The following is a 15414-nucleotide window of genomic DNA, read 5'->3' on the forward strand; positions in this document are numbered from 1 at the left end:
AAGATTCCGACCATTAGTTGAAGAAATTGTCGGTTATTTTCTACGATTATGCGTGCCGTGAATTTGAGTAGAGGGAAGACAGGAAATTCGATATTTCGCTGGTGCTAAGAGTTTTAAATGCTTGGGAATACAATTTCGTATGCAGGGAATATTATATACAACCCAGAAGCACTTCACGTCCTGCAGGGTCTATATAATGACAGAAAAAAATAAATTGCCGATAGCGGAATCCGAAAACATAAAATCTTCCGGATTCCGGTTAATTTTATTAACGCCATAAGGTAGTTGCGGCTGTAAGCGTCAGCAATACCCGATGATCCTCATAGGAATCGATGCTCAAGTCTCCATCCTGTTTGTAAAATATATAACCGACCGAAGCGGTGTACCATCTCCAGAAAGCATAATTTATCCCAGCCCCGACAGAAAAGGCGTCTCTGGTATAGGTCACATCTCCGATATCACTCTCAAGCGCCGGATCACCATTGCCAAGTGCCGCGATATAGTATTCTCCATCAGGATTGAGGATTTCCTCATACCGGTATAACGCGAAACCATCAAAGGTAACATTCGGACTCATCTCATAGTTGATATCAACTCTTACATCAGTGACATCCACCAGCCCGGTATCGCCTATACCGGAAAAGCTCCGCGGCAGATAACTCTTTGCTATCAACGCCTCGACCGTGCCGTGCTGATAACTTCTTATATAATTGGCAAATACATTATAGTCAAATTCACCACTCAAATCATCAGTTTTCGCATAAGACGGTCCAGCTCCGACAATAAAATGATTTCGGGAGTCCATTACATAATCCCAGCTGAATGTCAGTTCATTCCCCCAGGCGTCGTCCCGCAGATCTTCATAATCTATGCTTTGAAACCTGTAGCCAATGGGAAAAGAATTGTTCATATTTTTGCTGTACCTAAGTTCCAGATCCACCAAGTACTCCTGCAGATCCTGTGACAGTTCCTCAACTCCCGGATCATCGAAATCACCCTTGATATAGCCGAGGTCAAATTCGCTGCTCCAGGTCGGGGAGTACCTGTGGGACCAGAGCGCAGAGACGCCGTGCCTGTCGTATTCATCGTACTCGATAAGTTCATCACCCCCGGAATCATTACGCAAAACCCGATATTCATAACCGAATTCAGCATTACTCTCAGCGGCATAGGAATATATCGTCGACATACTCAGTAAATTTGTCCAATACCTCCTCGTGCCTAAGTTCTGGGTTAATCCATTTGCACCTATTAATTCATCTGTTGGATCTTCCAGGGGGGCTTCCTCAGCAACAGTTCCAAAAGGGCCTTCATAGCGGGTTGGATCACTGGAAAAAACAAATTGATCAGTCAATTCAAAGCTCCACTTCCGGTTTATCTGGGTAAGCCAGTTCAAGTCAAGATATTGATCTATATCCGTTTCGCTTTCCAGATCATCATATCTGACTACAGGTGAATAGCGTAACAGCAGGGAATCATGGATTCCGGAAGTTTCAAACTCGAACTCAGGCCATACTAAATAATCCCTCCGGTCCCCGAGGTCCTCTTCGATTATCTCTTCTTCATTATCATAGCTTCTTTCCCCATAGTGATAACCAGCGCCGATACCACCAGTCAGTGAATTCTGCCGAGCAAGGGTATTCCCAGACCAGAACATGACCATAAGTGCAGTCATTACAAGAACAAAATACAGCAATCCACCCTTCTTCTCCATAATGGCTCTCCTCATCCTTTATATTAATGAACGACTATGACATCTCCGGATTTGATCAGAATATTGCTCTCCAAATTCCTGCCTTTAAGAAAGTCATCAAAATCAAATTTGAATGACTCACCCTTAGCGTTTTTGGCATTGCCGGCCTTCAAGTTTGCCTTGTTGGGCCTAATGATGGTTATGTCGGATTTGGCCCACTCGGTAAATCCCCCCGCACGGGCAATGGCCCTGACAACCGTGAGGGGAAAATCGAGATGATAGAGGCCTGGCGAAATAACCTGGCCCATGACAGTATATTGCAGGCTGTTGCTCTGTACAAGAGTAACTGTAACATCGGGATCACTATAAACGGCTGAATAAAGCTGTTTCAGGTAATCTGCAATTTCGGTTACAGTCATGCCGACAACCGCTACGTCACCAATATGGCGCAGAGATATCCTGCCATCCAGGCGGACTTCTATGCCGGCCCCCCTTCCTCTGATAAAATCAACAGCGGGTGCCTCACCTTCCGCCATGGTTGCCGGTGGCTCTGCCTCAATGCCGCCTCCCACTGACATCGAACCCTCGCCATAAACACTAACGTGCAGTATGTCCCTGTAGCCTACCACATATTCGTCATCCACGGAGCCACCTTGGCCGATAATCTGTTGGCGCAGCTTTTCCTTGAGAGCGGGGTCCACCGTCACATCCGATGCGGATTGTGCCGCAAACACCAGCGCCGGCAGAGAAAAACAGATAAGGATGAACACCGCAACATACATCAGGGAACTTTTGTTATGCTGTTTCATACACTTTAACCTCTTGAGAAAAGGGGATCTTCACCACCCAGGCGGAAAGAAAGGGCAGTAAATCATAGTATAAACTCCGCCATCAGGCAGTTCCGCTGCATTATTCCGTTACTTAATCAAGAAAACGGTCGGCAAATAAAAACAGATTTCTATCAAACTGCCATCCTGGTCAAATTTCAAATGTTCAGAGGATGACAGAGAGTGTGCTCCTGATAGTTATCTCTTCAGACTTTCAGATCAAGTTGGTACCACAAAGAGCAAACGAGAGCTCCTTATCGACGAACACGAACACACTGAAAGCTTACTTCATTTTCAATTCGAATTCAAAAAAGCGAAGTAATTTTCTCATTTTTTTTTAACTACTAATCCCCTATTCCTCGTTTTTCGCCAGAAACATTAATATTCTCCAATATTGAAAAATCCCGACCATCTCCTTCCAAAACCATCCTGCAACACCATCATTCTCGTACAATTGGCCGCTTCATGACCGGATTAACAAGAGCTAATGTTATTTGTTCAACATCCGGACCTGCTTCGCTCTAGCTTTTCAGTTCTCGGAAAAATAGAGAAATTGCCCCGGCAATTTCCCTTCCGGAAATAGCAATTCACTTCCACTCCTCCGCCAGTGAGTGTGCAGGAAACGTCACTTCCCGTGTACACACTGAGCAAATTTTTACCTAAAACCATCCAGATTTCAGTAACCTTTTTTCCGCCAAAATTTAATTCTTCGCCCCTCATCTCCGATAAGTCATTGAAAGCCATAATTCATTTCACAGGCTGTTAAGGAGATTTTCCAAGGATGCATCAATAACACCAACGGGCATGAAACCTGCTCAAGGGCCAAAGACGTATATGCCTGCTGGAAAAGTTTCCATCAGGTTTAAAGATCAACCTCAAAACATTTAAAAACAAAATGACTTACGAAAAAGAAAAAGCACTACCCTTGAGAAGGCTTCAACTCAGCAGGATTTTTCTTTACTCTTTCTTCGCCTTTTTCATAAACACAATTCCGGCTGAAGCTTATGTCGGCGGAAGAATTTCTTTCCAATGGCAGGCAAACCCGGCCGCAGAAAATGTTACAAGCTACAGGCTCTATTACGGATCCCAGTCCAGATTTGACTCCCGTGGAAATCTAAAGAGCAACTTCGCCTATGATCACTACATAGATCTTTCAGAATCTGTACTGTGTAATAATTTGAGCTATAATAACGATTGCGAATATTTACCTAGAAGTGAATTCTACTGTGAAGGCTTAAACAGTGGTACTCCCCAATGTACACTATCGAATCTTCAAGGAACCTTGCATCTGGCCTTAACCGCTCTTAGTCCCTCAGAGGAAAGTAATTATACCCGGGAGATAAGGATAGCACCGAATAGTCAATCGACACCACCGGGCTCCGGAAGTTCAAATGTCAGAGCGCTCCCAGCTATCCGCATGCTGCTCCTTAATAGTGCTTCCTAGCCCGAACATTCCATGAAATACTCACACTCTAGGTATGAAAATATAGTATATATATAGAGTGTTCATGTATGTGCCGAGTATTTTTCATGCAAGTTTTTCACCCTTCGAACGAGCCTGGCAGGCTCCTGTACAGGGTTATCACGAACTTGCAGTAGATTACAACGGATTTACTCGTGATGCCTCGTCCATAAACCTGCCAGACTCGCGAAATATCCTGGCTAAGCGTTCTGCACTTTCATCATATTGAAAGATGATCTCAAAAAGCGGTCTGTGGAATAGTATGAGAAAATATTTAGGCAGAATTTGGGAAAAACATGGTTCACCATATACAAGAGCAAGAAAAATTTGTTATTGTTAATGAGAATGTTTTAAATCTAAAACCCGCAGTCACTCCAACTCCTGTGCAGGAGTGGCTGTGGTTTCAGCTTTTTATCGGCGTTAATGGCTATAACAAAAGAAATCTCCTGCGAATAGCACCAGGAAATGCTACTCAGGGAACTGAAATACCCTCTGTTGACAGGATAAGATAGTCTTCCGGTAATTTTCTAAGAACGATGAGGTTGCATATATGACAGATAGCTTTTCCGAAGCAGTCCTGAAGCTCGATCTCCAGCATGAGGCAGAGTTAATCTGTGAAAAAATTAAACACTACCTGAGAGTACCCTTAAAACGCAGGGGACTGATCGTTGCCATCTCTGGAGGAATAGATTCCAGTGCCAGCCTGGCGTTGGCTGTCAGGGCCGTCGGCAAAGACAAGGTCTTCTGTCTGCAGATGCCCGAGGCACATTCTTCGGAGGATACCATTGGCATCAGTTCAAGACTGGCCCAACATTTCGGAGTTGCGACGCAGCATGAGGATATCACCTCTATCCTTGAGGCCGTCGGCTTCTATAAGCGTTATGATGATGCCGTTCGTCAGGTTGTTCCTGAGTATGGACAGGGATGGAAATCAAAAATTGTCATACCCAATGTGGCAACCTCTAAAGGATTCACCTTTTTTTCTCTCATCGCACAGTCGCCAGACAATAATATCATTAAGCAACGTCTGCCGCATAAAACGTATCTGGCCATCGTCGCAGCGACGAACTTTAAACAACGCATCCGCAAGATGCTGGAATATTATCATGCCGACCGTTTGAATTACGCTGTGGTCGGCACACCAAACCGGCTTGAGTATGATCAAGGATTTTTCGTCAAGCTGGGCGATGGCGCGGGAGATATCAAACCTATTGCCCATCTTTATAAATCACAGGTCTACATGATGGCTTCTTATCTGGGTGTACCTGAGGAGATACGCAATCGCACACCGACCACAGACACCTATTCCCTGGAACAGGGGCAGGATGAATTTTATTTCTCGCTGCCTTATGCAGAGATGGATCTCTGCCTCTATGGAAAGAACCACAATATTGCTCCAAAAGAGGTAGCTCGAGCTATAGGTCTAAAAGAGGAACAAGTCAAAAGAATCTATCAGGACATTGACACCAAAAGGGCAACCACCACATACCTGCAACTTCCACCTTTATTAGTATCTCCGGTCGTGGAGATAAATCATGAAGTCTAGGAGTCCGTCGGATAATAGGCTTTTTTTTCATAAGAGAGCTTGTCCTTCACTGCTATATCATTAGGAGCTTTCATTGCAGCCTCTTTCTGAAAAGCTCTTCGTTATTTATCATATACTGCGAAAGGATTTTATAGCCCTCTTCGGAGATATGGCTACCGTCATCCTGAGTGAATTTTTTTTCCCGCATCAGTCCCTCTTCGTCAGCCAGTACTTGCTGGAACTCAAGCACAGACAGGCCCTGCTCAGCAGCATATTTCTTCAACCATTCATTCACTTTCCTGACATCTAAATTAACACGCTCCTGATAGCTGACTTTCCCCATCAACCCTGCTATAAATCTCACAATCGTCTCTTTGAAACCTCCCCTTGGGCCCATTGTTATCTCGGTTGCAAGCAGAGGTTCTATACTGTTTTCACGGGAGAGACGCACCATTTCACGATAGCTCTCCTGAATCCGGACGATAGCGTCATCCATCTTCCCAGGATCAGCTCTGAAAATATCATTTATGAATCCCCAGATCACAACCTTACGGGGATTGAGATTAATGACATCATCTTGAAAACGATCCAACATTTCAAAGGACTGCTGCCCTCCGACTCCCTTGTTGATCATCGTCATGCCGGCTACTTCATTCAACTTCAGGCCCTCAGCGTAAGATGCTCCAATAAGCACTATATCTATGTTGCTCTGTCTTTTCTGTTCGGGTGCAGAAAAGTCGGTTCCATGGGTTGGGGAAGTGGTTTCGCTATCTCCTCCATAGCCAACCGCCGGCAAAAAAACACATAAAATGCAAAAAATGCCGCTAATTATTTGCCACCAGCCTGTATGTACTGATAATGGCTTGCGATGATCTCCCTGTAGCATTTTAACCTCGAGTGTCGGTTATTCCGGACATTAATCCATCCACACATCGTTCGATTCTTGCAAAACATTCTGCAAACTCATCAGAAGACTTGCCGTAGGGATCCTTAATATGATAACGACTCCAGCCTCGATATTGAGAAACAGACTCTCCTTCAAAAAAGGTAAGCAGGAAAAATTTATCGGAGTACTCGGGGAATCTGTTTCGCAGCAATCTGATTTGCTTCGGCTCCATAGCCAATACCATATCTGCCGTCTCTATCATTTCTGCATCAACCTGTTTGGGAATATGGCCAGCCAGATTCACACCACGAGATTTTGCCGCAGAAATTGCTGTTTGAGGAGAACCCGCATCTTTTACATGCAGTCCTGCAGAAAAAACCTTAAGCTCTTGATTGTCCCTCTGAAATCTGGAGGCAACATAATGATGAGCATATCCGCTTCGGCAAATATTGCCGAGACAGACAAAGAGGATCTCCTTGGGTTTTAAAGGAATAGCGGGATTCTTCTCCTGTAGACCATATACCGACCAGAAGGAATCTCTCAGAACATGCTTTACTGTTTGTCTGGCTTTCCTCAGGATCTGCATATCCCTCGCTTTCTGCACCAGCAATTTTTTTATAGCCCTGCTGTTAATAATTTCTTTCTCCATAAAATTAAAGTATTTTCCTTGTTTCACGGTATCAGCTTGCATCAGTTTTCTTTGATGAGGTGCCGCCCCCAGGATTTTCAGGATTCCTGCCGCCTCCCTGCATGAAGTGCGATATCATGTCCATGGGCAGCGGAAAGACAATAGTCGAGGCATTGCCGGTACTCATATCAGACAAGGTCGACAGATAGCGCAACTGCATGGCTCCGGAATTTCTGGACATAACCTCGGCAGCCTCCACCAGTTTGACGGAGGCCTGCAATTCGCCCTCGGCATGTATGACCTTAGCCCGCCGTTCACGTTCAGCCTCAGCCTGCCGGGCGATGGCGCGTATCATGCTCTCATTCAGATCGACATGCTTGATCTCGACATTAGAAACCTTGATTCCCCATTCTTCCGTCTGCGAATCCAGTATTTCCTGGATATCGGCATTAAGCTTATCACGCTCCGACAGCATTTCATCGAGATCGTGCTTCCCCAGCACCGATCGCAGAGTGGTCTGAGCAAGCTGCGTGGTCGCTCCGCCATAATCCTCGACCCGGATAATGGCTCGCTCCGGATCAACAACACGATAATACAGTACGGCGTTGACACTCACGGTGACATTGTCTTTGGAAATTACGTCCTGACTGGGAACATCCAGGGTAATGACCCTCAAGTCAACCCTCCTCATTACCTGCAGTCCGGGGATAATGATGACCAGACCAGGGCCTTTCACACTCTGGAAGCGACCAAGAAAAAACACCACGCCGCGCTCATACTCCGGCAGAATACGAATGGCCGAAGCCAGAATAAGCACCAGCAGCCCGATAGGGGCGAGATATGGAAGCAGTTCATTCAACATAGAACCTCCTGGGTTGTAAGAGATCTGTTTGGACAATCACTCATACCGCTTTTCAGTCGGTACATCCTCTTTCAATATTGATGATCTCGAAAAAAGCTCTGCAATATGCGCAATATTCGAGAAAGTTCTGTCCCCAACGACGTGGATCGAGCTTTTTACGAGCACGTCAGTCCTTTTCAGCAACATGCACTGTCAATCCTTCTATGCGATCCACCTTCATCTGCTGATCCTTGGAGACTGGTTTTTCACTGACTGCATTCCAGCGTTCGCCACTGAGGCGGATATGCCCTCGATAGACTCCTTCCGCGGCAATGAAATCTTCCAACGCCACTACCGTTTCATGCCGCATCTTTTCGATCCCGCTGGCGTGAGCACCCCTGCTCACCGACATAAACCGGGTGACCGTCCACAACATGAATCCGGCCGCAACCGCAGCCGTACCTCCAATGAGGGGCAGGGAAATTTTCTGATTCGTACCGTCCATCAGGATGATCGAACCCACCACAAAGGCAACCATACCGCCGATACCCAGAATTCCAAAACTTGGCATAAATGCCTCGCCGACTATAAAGGCCAGGCCGAGCAGAATCAGAGCCAGCCCTGCATAGTTTACCGAGAGAACCTGAAAAGAAAATAGAGCTAGAATTAAACAGATTGCCCCGATTACTCCGGGAAACAGGCTACCCGGGCTGGCAAGCTCGAAAATGATGCCGTAAAATCCGATGATCATCAGAAAGTAAGCGATGTTAGGATCGGTTATAACGCTAAGCAGCCTGGTTCTCCAGTCAGGATCCAGCCGATTCAGTTGCAGATCGGCGGTATTCAGAACGCGTTCACCACCTTCCATAACCACTGTACGTCCATTTATCTGTGACAACAGATCATCAATGTCATTGGCAACAACGTCAATGACGTTTATCTCAAGCGCAGGCCCGGCACCTAAATTAACTGCTTCACGCACTGCTTTTTCGGCCCATTCCGCATTGCGGCCGTGCCTTTGTGCCAATTCCCGAATATAGGCGACCGCATCTTCCAGGATTTTTCGCTCCATGGCGGAACCGCCCCTTCGCTTCTCTGCAGGCTGTTTGTCCTGGCCCTCTTCCGACACCTCACCTTCAGAATCGGCCTTTTTATCCTCTTCAGTGGGAGCGGTTTCCTCTTGTTCTTCCGGTGCACCTGGCAATCCTCCCATCTGTACCGGAGTCGCGGAACCAAGGTTTGTAGCGGGTGCCATGGCGGCAATATGGCTGCCGTAAAGGATGTAGGTTCCCGCACTGGCAGCACGGGCGCCTGCGGGGCTGATATAGGTTGCCACCGGAACCGGAGAATTGAGGATTTCCCGGATGATGCCCCGCATGGCGTTCATCAGGCCACCCGGGGTATCCATTATCAGGATCACGATCTCGGCCTGCTCTTCGGAGGCCTGCTGTAAACCGCGGATGACATAATCCATGGTGGCAGGTCCTATGGCGCCATCAATGGTCAGTATCAGACCCTGTTTCCGGGTGTCGGAATTTTCCGGCAGGACCTCTTCGACAAAAGACATCTGCAAAATGGCCAGTCCTGGAAAAAAGATCAGCAGCCACCACATTTGTCGGAGTTTTCCGCCTCTGGCTAGATTCGCGATTTTTTTCGGAATCATCTATCTACTCCGGGGAAGTATTAACCTGCTTGTGTATCTATAAATATCTATATCAGAATGTGATGTGTCAATGAAAAGAAGAGCCTGAGAGCGAACTTTTGACACCGGCATCATGATAAACTTTAATATTTGTTGAAGTGCAAAATGTTGCAGTGCCGCCTCGATGTGATAGGTGACCTCTGCACAACAGCGTCAGCATGGTGTCGTTTAGTGTGCAATGACAATATTTAGAACCGTAAAGTCTGTTTTTTAGTTCTTTTGGCAAGAAAACAACCTGCAAGATGCTAAAAAGTTGATTTGGAGAGGATTCAGGTGCGAAATTCTTACAGGAAAGATATAAGGAGCATGTTTACCATCCCTTTGACGACAAGTGCTTGGGAAAATCCATATCAAGGAGGATGGCCGACATCGCTGGTACAAACTTGATCCGGAATCCATCTTTCTTTGATAGCTCTGGATCCCGGATCCATTATAACGGACACCAATCGGGGACCGTGATAACGACAAAAAGGGCTCTAGGAAGACCTTCAAGCCCGGCAGCATGAAAATGCTGAAATTCATCGGTAATCAGCAGAAGATCCTATTCAGACTTGGCCTCCTCGATTGCCTTTTCTATTTCTTCACCTGCTCCCTCAATAGCATCCTTGGTGGCTTCTATCGATTTATCAACCTCTTCACCAGCTTTTTCGGCCGGTCCTTGAGAATCGCAGCCAAAGCTGAAGATTATTAGAGAGAAAGCGAGTATGAGCAACAGGGATGATACGATTTTTCTTTGCATGGTGAGGACTCCTTTAGAAGTGCATGGTAATAATCACGCTTTTTAACGATGTATGAGGAAAATAATCCTATTCATCATTTCCGGGCTTGCCCTGTAGACCAGTTTTTTCCACGGACAGCCTTTGTAATTTGTCTCAAACTCCCGGCTTCCAAGTAATGAGGGCCGATGTAAGCTTTTTGAAACGTGTATTGCAATTAGAATAAAGCAATATTTTTTTATTACAAGGACTTGAGGTACAACTATTCTTTCCCTTCAGCCGGGAACGAATCGGTTAAGTCCCCGGCAACAACCCCGACTTGATTCGAATCGCCGGATGGAAACCCGCTTTGAATTTCGCCAAAGCTCTGTCATCCAGTCTTACGCCCATCCCACGTGATTGAGAAGTTACCGGAAATCGCAGCCTACGGGTTATTGTAAAGAACGCATTTGAGAAATCCAGCCAGGCATACAGCCCTGAGCATCGAGCTTAAAAAGGTCTTCAATCTGTAGATGTCGGCAACATTCCTCTGATAAGCCAGGAGCATATCCCTATTCTGCTTTTCAAAGATTGAGGGAATTGTCCAGATCGCATTCCTTCTTTCACTGATGATATTTATTTTCCTTTAAGGGCAAAGGGCACAATAAAGTCGAATCACTCATGAAATCCTCGACTTAGAGATTTCGACTGTGCCAAATACCCTGCATGATGCGCTCAAAGCTGCGCTTGAGCATTGGTCGCGCGATGGGCGAACCAATTGGACCTGTCATTATTAAATGACTGGGTATAACAACCGGCTAGAGAGCCGACAACAGGACCATTATCATCTTAGCAGATAAAAAAGATGAACCAAGATGCTATTGGAGGTTTTACCATGGAAAGATATGTAGACGGATTCGTCATTCCTTTACCAAAAGACAAGGTGGAGGAATATAAAGACATAGCCGAAAAAGCAGGTTCCATATGGAAGGAACACGGGGCTCTGGAATATTGGGAGTGTTTAGGTGATGACCTGGAAATTCCAGATATGGTTTCTTTTAAAAAAGCTGCTAATACAGAGAAAAACGAAACCGTTGTTTTCGCATGGATCGTTTTCGAGTCCCGTGAACACCGTGACAAGGTAAATGCCGCAGTAATGGCTGATCCCCGAATGGGTGATATGATGCAACAGGGATCCGAGCCTTTTGATTATAAACAGATAGTTTACGGAGGTTTTAATACTCTGGTTAAAATGTAATAAGACAAACAGTAAGCAGGAGTCGATTATTGCATCGCTCCTGCTGCCATACTGGTGTTTCAGTATGGAAAGAGCAACGCGCTGCTTTTCACGACCAAAAAAATGGCAAACCCCCTATCCTTTCTCCGCCATGACCACATAAGAACACTTTTGGGATTTGCCGAATCATTAACACCATGGGATGGGTTAACCAACCCAAATAGATCTTGGTCACTTCTCTCACAATCTATCTTTCTTCGTTAGGACAGTGCTCGCGCAATCACACAGATAACAATCAAGATCACAGTTACGCACCATCACTAGAAAGGCATACCAAACAATAAGACTCACCGATAGCATTTCGCCACCGTCTTCGATTACGCCTAAGATAAAGCTGACCTTCCAGCCTGCGTTTATAGCTATTTGAGCCATGTCGACAACGATACCGAAGAAGACCAAAATCATTATCAGGAGGGCAAGGTCTTGGGATAATTTTCGGAACACCCTCGAGCCATTCCTGAAAGCCCAGGCGAGAGGAAGGAATATAATAATTACCGCAGCGGCTGAGACGGCGAGTTCTCCATAGTCTTGGAGCCTGAGCCCAAAAGCAGGTACCAGACTTAGATTTGCCGCAATATAGCCTCCGACTCTCTCATGTAATTGCAAGGCGTCATCAAGAAGAAAGTATACAAAAACCAATGCCCACAAAACATAACGCAGAGAAGCATTTCTAAATGAAATGAAGACCAGGATAATGATAATCCATAGAAATTTTAGATATTGGTACACTTCTGAATACCCTCTATCTTTTTCGAGATTAAGCAGAGGATTTTCATATATGGGCGTCAAACTATTAATAAAATGCAGCATGACAAAGGCAAGATCACCACTAAGAAGTAAGATCAAGAAGAATGAGGCGCTACGCTCGTTGAAGTTTTTTATATCTTCTTGGGCTGTTATGATTTTATGCATCATTATCAGGCCTAGCTTGTTTACTAGCTTTACGGTTTCCAGCCAGGGTTCGTCCACAAGGAGAAGAGAGGCTGAACCAGATAACTCAGCCTCCCCTAATTAGGTCACTCACCAGGGCGCTTCTGGTCGCTAAATGCCCTGTCCGCCGAGTGAGTAGTATGATAATAGCAAAAGCGGAGAGATTTTAACAAAGAAAATGCTCTAAATCAGCGGTGACAATTAGAAAGGTTGTTAAAACGTGATCGGAATATCTTATGAGAGAAACAAAACTATTGTTTTGTGAATTTTACTGCCGTTGGCAGATAGGCCAACAAATTGTCACTTACTTGCAGGTATTGTACTAATTTAAAAGGAACAAACTCGATATATTACGCTATATAGACTGTTAAGCTTTTGGACGTTGTCGATAGAGATACTGAATTATAAATTCGGCTATACTGTATTGACATTTAAGAAGGGATATATGAACGAAAAAAGCAGCCATACCCGTTTGTCATTTGCTATGCTTTAGTGATGCTCAGTTTCTTTAAAAAAGTCGGTCGGGATAAGCACCCTCAATTTTTACTAATTACATTATCTTTTCTCTCAACCAGATATTTTTACCCAGTTGTCTTAGTTTAAAATTGCATTCAACCGCTATTTTTTATAAACTTTAGAATAATAGTTTTGATTGCATTCAACTGTTTTTTCTAAGCTCCCAACTATCAAAACGAAGAAAAAGATGAGTGCCACAAACCGCAGTAAATTTATTTTAGTTCAAATCGAGTTGGTTCTAATTTTGCATGGAATTGAGTTTCATTGCAGACGATACGTTCTACACCATAAACAGATAGTACAGCAATTCGTTGTAGCGTGATCAGGTATTGTTAAAAATGCCTGACATCAGGAAAGAGCAATTTTTGCTTGTTTATATCAGGGGATATCTTACTAAGAGATTGTTGTAATATTATCGCATCAGTGGGGATAACGATGAAAGTTCACTGTTTCATCTGTGCAGCACTATTGTGCTCTGCACAATGGGGGCATCGTGCGTCATTGTCGAAACTGGATATGCAAAATGCCGCAGCCTTAGGAAATCTTACGCAGAAAGAACTGACAGGCAACCAGTATATGCAGGCTGGTGCTGCTTCTGGGAACAATGAGAACAAGACCCGGCTTGATACAAGTATAACGGGAAGTTTTCAGGATTTTAACTCCTTAAGCAAAATCGGCAAGGTCTTAGTTCAACCGACCGAGAAGCGGTCTTCAAAATCCTCTCCCGAACCAGGGACCGTATTTCTTTTAGGGGCGGGAATGGCCGGAGTTATATTGATTACCCGGCGAAGAAGAAAGCGGTAAACCTAGCTTATTTAGAGTTCCAGCCTTCACTTGAAGGGTTTCTACAGGTGATTGCAATCCCATCTCACCCTAACGAGAACATTACGTATCCCCATCAACAGTCTGTCGCGTACTGCAAACATTCTTCCTGGAAAGACAGGCTGCAACTGCTCTGCATCCACTTCAAACAGATCTAGCTATGTATGAAGACAACAACCTAGGAAATATCACTTTCAGCCTCGATGTGTTTTGCACCGTAGCTGCGTTTCTCATCGCATTCTGGGCCAGAGATCTCTTTTTTCCTGTCCTGGAAACGCTCAACCTGAGCTCCCATGTTTTTCTTCTTCCGCTGATAATTGTCCTCGTTACCAGCTTTCTCACCTATTTCGGCGGCTACACGCCCCCCGGGAAAATCTCCTACGTCGGCTATTCCTGGGCCATCATTCGTGCCATGGTACTCACCTTCAGCGTCACACTCGCTCTGCTCTTCTTCCTGGAAATCAGATATATCAGCAGATTCGTCATCCTCATTTTCGCCATCGTCGAATATTTTGCTCTGATGGGGGTAAGAGCCTATATTATCTTCCACCATAAGAGCCAGACAAAAAGCGGCAAACGAAAGTTGAAAGTACTGATTATCGGCTCACAAGGCCGCGCCAAGGCACTGGTTGCAGCATTAAAACAGCAACTAGATGAAGATATCGAGATTGTCGGCTTTCTCGATCCCGATCAGGAAAAAAAAGGAAAAATTATCTCCGGCATCCCGGTTATCGGCACCATCGAAAATACCAGCGAATGCCTGAAAAACAATATCGTCGACGAGGTTATCATCGCCATCACCCGCTCCATGCTCAAGGATGCCGAACCCATCGTCATGGCCTGTGAGGAGGAAGGCATCCGTCTCTGTTTTATGGCCGATGTCTTCAACGTCCAGGTCGCCAGAGTGAGCCTTACCACTGTTAAGGGTATACCGCTCTTAAACATGGAGCCGGTCGCCCAAAACCATCAGCAGCTCGTCGCCAAGCGCATCTTCGATCTGGCCCTTACCACTCTGGCCATACTGCTGCTGCTGCCGATTTTCGCTTTTATTGCCATCGCCATCAAGATCGACTCTCCTGGTCCGGTCTTCTTTGTCCAGCAGCGTGTCGGACTGCGTAAAAACGTTTTCCCCATGTATAAATTCCGGTCAATGTACACTGATGCCGAAGAACGACTCAAGGATCTCGAGCACCTCAACGAGGCGGAAGGGCCGATATTTAAAATGAAGAATGATCCGCGAATGACAAAGGTGGGCAGGTTTCTCCGCAAGACCAGCCTGGACGAACTGCCGCAACTCATCAATGTCTTTATAGGCGAAATGAGCTTAGTCGGTCCCCGCCCCATGTCTATTCGAGATGTTGATCTTTTCGACCGCGGTATTCAACGCAAACGATTCAGCGTTCAGCCTGGACTCACCTGTCTCTGGCAGATATCCGGCCGCAGCGATCTGCCTTTTGAAAAGTGGCTGGAATTGGATCTGGAATATATAGAAAACTGGTCATTCTGGTTGGATTTAAAAATTCTCTACAAAACCGTCCCTGCAGTATTATTGACTAAAGGAGCATTGTAGTTGGAAAGATTCCCACACAT

12 protein-coding genes are annotated in these 15414 nt (G+C 45.4%); 4 read left to right on the forward strand and 8 right to left on the reverse strand.

Translation table 11 applies throughout. The annotated features are described in order from the left end of the window. Positions 1-268 precede the first annotated feature (268 nt). Together JWG88_RS15920 and JWG88_RS15925 are read right to left on the reverse strand one after the other, a co-directional pair. Entirely contained in the window at positions 269-1714 is a 1446-nt protein-coding gene (locus JWG88_RS15920; RefSeq protein WP_205234777.1) for a hypothetical protein, read from the reverse strand. A 23-nt stretch (positions 1715-1737) separates the two neighbouring features. Further along, positions 1738-2502, reverse strand: coding sequence for a polysaccharide biosynthesis/export family protein (locus tag JWG88_RS15925; protein WP_205234778.1), 765 nt, complete (start codon positions 2500-2502; stop codon positions 1738-1740). A 2030-nt stretch (positions 2503-4532) separates the two neighbouring features. Between JWG88_RS15925 and nadE the strand changes: the two genes are divergently transcribed. Continuing rightward, on the forward strand, positions 4533-5528 hold the full coding sequence (nadE, locus tag JWG88_RS15930) for an NAD(+) synthase (protein WP_205234779.1): 996 nt from the start codon (positions 4533-4535) through the stop codon (positions 5526-5528). 70 nt (positions 5529-5598) lie between these two features. On the opposite strand, the gene JWG88_RS15935 is transcribed toward nadE, so the two are convergent. From JWG88_RS15935 to JWG88_RS15955, 5 genes are all read right to left on the reverse strand, one after another. After that, complete coding sequence (locus tag JWG88_RS15935) at positions 5599-6393, reverse strand: GDSL-type esterase/lipase family protein (RefSeq protein ID WP_205234780.1); 795 nt, start codon at positions 6391-6393, stop codon at positions 5599-5601. Between the two features lies 1 nt (position 6394). Next, positions 6395-7042, reverse strand: a complete 648-nt coding sequence (locus JWG88_RS15940) for an arsenate reductase/protein-tyrosine-phosphatase family protein (RefSeq protein ID WP_205234781.1) — start codon at positions 7040-7042, stop codon at positions 6395-6397. 31 nt (positions 7043-7073) lie between these two features. Beyond that, positions 7074-7883 carry a slipin family protein gene (locus JWG88_RS15945; protein ID WP_205234782.1) on the reverse strand — a complete coding sequence of 270 codons (810 nt, stop codon included), beginning with the start codon at positions 7881-7883 and terminating at the stop codon, positions 7074-7076. A gap of 166 nt (positions 7884-8049) precedes the next feature. Continuing rightward, positions 8050-9525 carry an NfeD family protein gene (locus JWG88_RS15950; protein WP_205234783.1) on the reverse strand — a complete coding sequence of 492 codons (1476 nt, stop codon included), beginning with the start codon at positions 9523-9525 and terminating at the stop codon, positions 8050-8052. 580 nt (positions 9526-10105) lie between these two features. Then, on the reverse strand, positions 10106-10303 hold the full coding sequence (locus JWG88_RS15955; protein WP_205234784.1) for a hypothetical protein: 198 nt from the start codon (positions 10301-10303) through the stop codon (positions 10106-10108). A gap of 851 nt (positions 10304-11154) precedes the next feature. Between JWG88_RS15955 and JWG88_RS15960 the strand changes: the two genes are divergently transcribed. Then, positions 11155-11517: a DUF1428 domain-containing protein gene (locus tag JWG88_RS15960; protein ID WP_205234785.1), complete on the forward strand. Its 363-nt coding sequence runs from the start codon at positions 11155-11157 to the stop codon at positions 11515-11517. Between the two features lie 219 nt (positions 11518-11736). Here JWG88_RS15960 and JWG88_RS15965 read toward each other — a convergent pair whose 3' ends face one another. Beyond that, on the reverse strand, positions 11737-12471 hold the full coding sequence (locus JWG88_RS15965) for a DUF8692 domain-containing protein (protein WP_205234786.1): 735 nt from the start codon (positions 12469-12471) through the stop codon (positions 11737-11739). A 1107-nt stretch (positions 12472-13578) separates the two neighbouring features. On the opposite strand from JWG88_RS15965, the gene JWG88_RS22180 reads away from it, so the two are divergent. Next, positions 13579-13806, forward strand: a complete 228-nt coding sequence (locus tag JWG88_RS22180; protein WP_353740688.1) for a PEP-CTERM sorting domain-containing protein — start codon at positions 13579-13581, stop codon at positions 13804-13806. A gap of 178 nt (positions 13807-13984) precedes the next feature. Continuing rightward, positions 13985-15394 carry a sugar transferase gene (locus JWG88_RS15975; RefSeq protein ID WP_205234788.1) on the forward strand — a complete coding sequence of 470 codons (1410 nt, stop codon included), beginning with the start codon at positions 13985-13987 and terminating at the stop codon, positions 15392-15394. Positions 15395-15414 lie beyond the last annotated feature (20 nt).

The organism is Desulfopila inferna, assembly GCF_016919005.1.
GTDB lineage: Bacteria > Desulfobacterota > Desulfobulbia > Desulfobulbales > Desulfocapsaceae > Desulfopila_A > Desulfopila_A inferna.

Bases quoted from the DNA above. Each gene is read 5' to 3' on its own strand.
- JWG88_RS15960 (WP_205234785.1), top strand. From the start codon at position 11,155: ATGGAAAGATATGTAGACGGATTCGTCATTCCTTTACCAAAAGACAAG.
- JWG88_RS15965 (WP_205234786.1), bottom strand. From the start codon at position 12,471: ATGATGCATAAAATCATAACAGCCCAAGAAGATATAAAAAACTTCAAC.
- JWG88_RS15945 (WP_205234782.1), bottom strand. From the start codon at position 7,883: ATGTTGAATGAACTGCTTCCATATCTCGCCCCTATCGGGCTGCTGGTG.
- nadE (WP_205234779.1), top strand. From the start codon at position 4,533: ATGACAGATAGCTTTTCCGAAGCAGTCCTGAAGCTCGATCTCCAGCAT.
- JWG88_RS15920 (WP_205234777.1), bottom strand. From the start codon at position 1,714: ATGGAGAAGAAGGGTGGATTGCTGTATTTTGTTCTTGTAATGACTGCA.
- JWG88_RS22180 (WP_353740688.1), top strand. From the start codon at position 13,579: ATGCAGGCTGGTGCTGCTTCTGGGAACAATGAGAACAAGACCCGGCTT.
- JWG88_RS15975 (WP_205234788.1), top strand. From the start codon at position 13,985: ATGTATGAAGACAACAACCTAGGAAATATCACTTTCAGCCTCGATGTG.
- JWG88_RS15925 (WP_205234778.1), bottom strand. From the start codon at position 2,502: ATGAAACAGCATAACAAAAGTTCCCTGATGTATGTTGCGGTGTTCATC.
- JWG88_RS15955 (WP_205234784.1), bottom strand. From the start codon at position 10,303: ATGCAAAGAAAAATCGTATCATCCCTGTTGCTCATACTCGCTTTCTCT.
- JWG88_RS15935 (WP_205234780.1), bottom strand. From the start codon at position 6,393: ATGCTACAGGGAGATCATCGCAAGCCATTATCAGTACATACAGGCTGG.
- JWG88_RS15940 (WP_205234781.1), bottom strand. From the start codon at position 7,042: ATGGAGAAAGAAATTATTAACAGCAGGGCTATAAAAAAATTGCTGGTG.
- JWG88_RS15950 (WP_205234783.1), bottom strand. From the start codon at position 9,525: ATGATTCCGAAAAAAATCGCGAATCTAGCCAGAGGCGGAAAACTCCGA.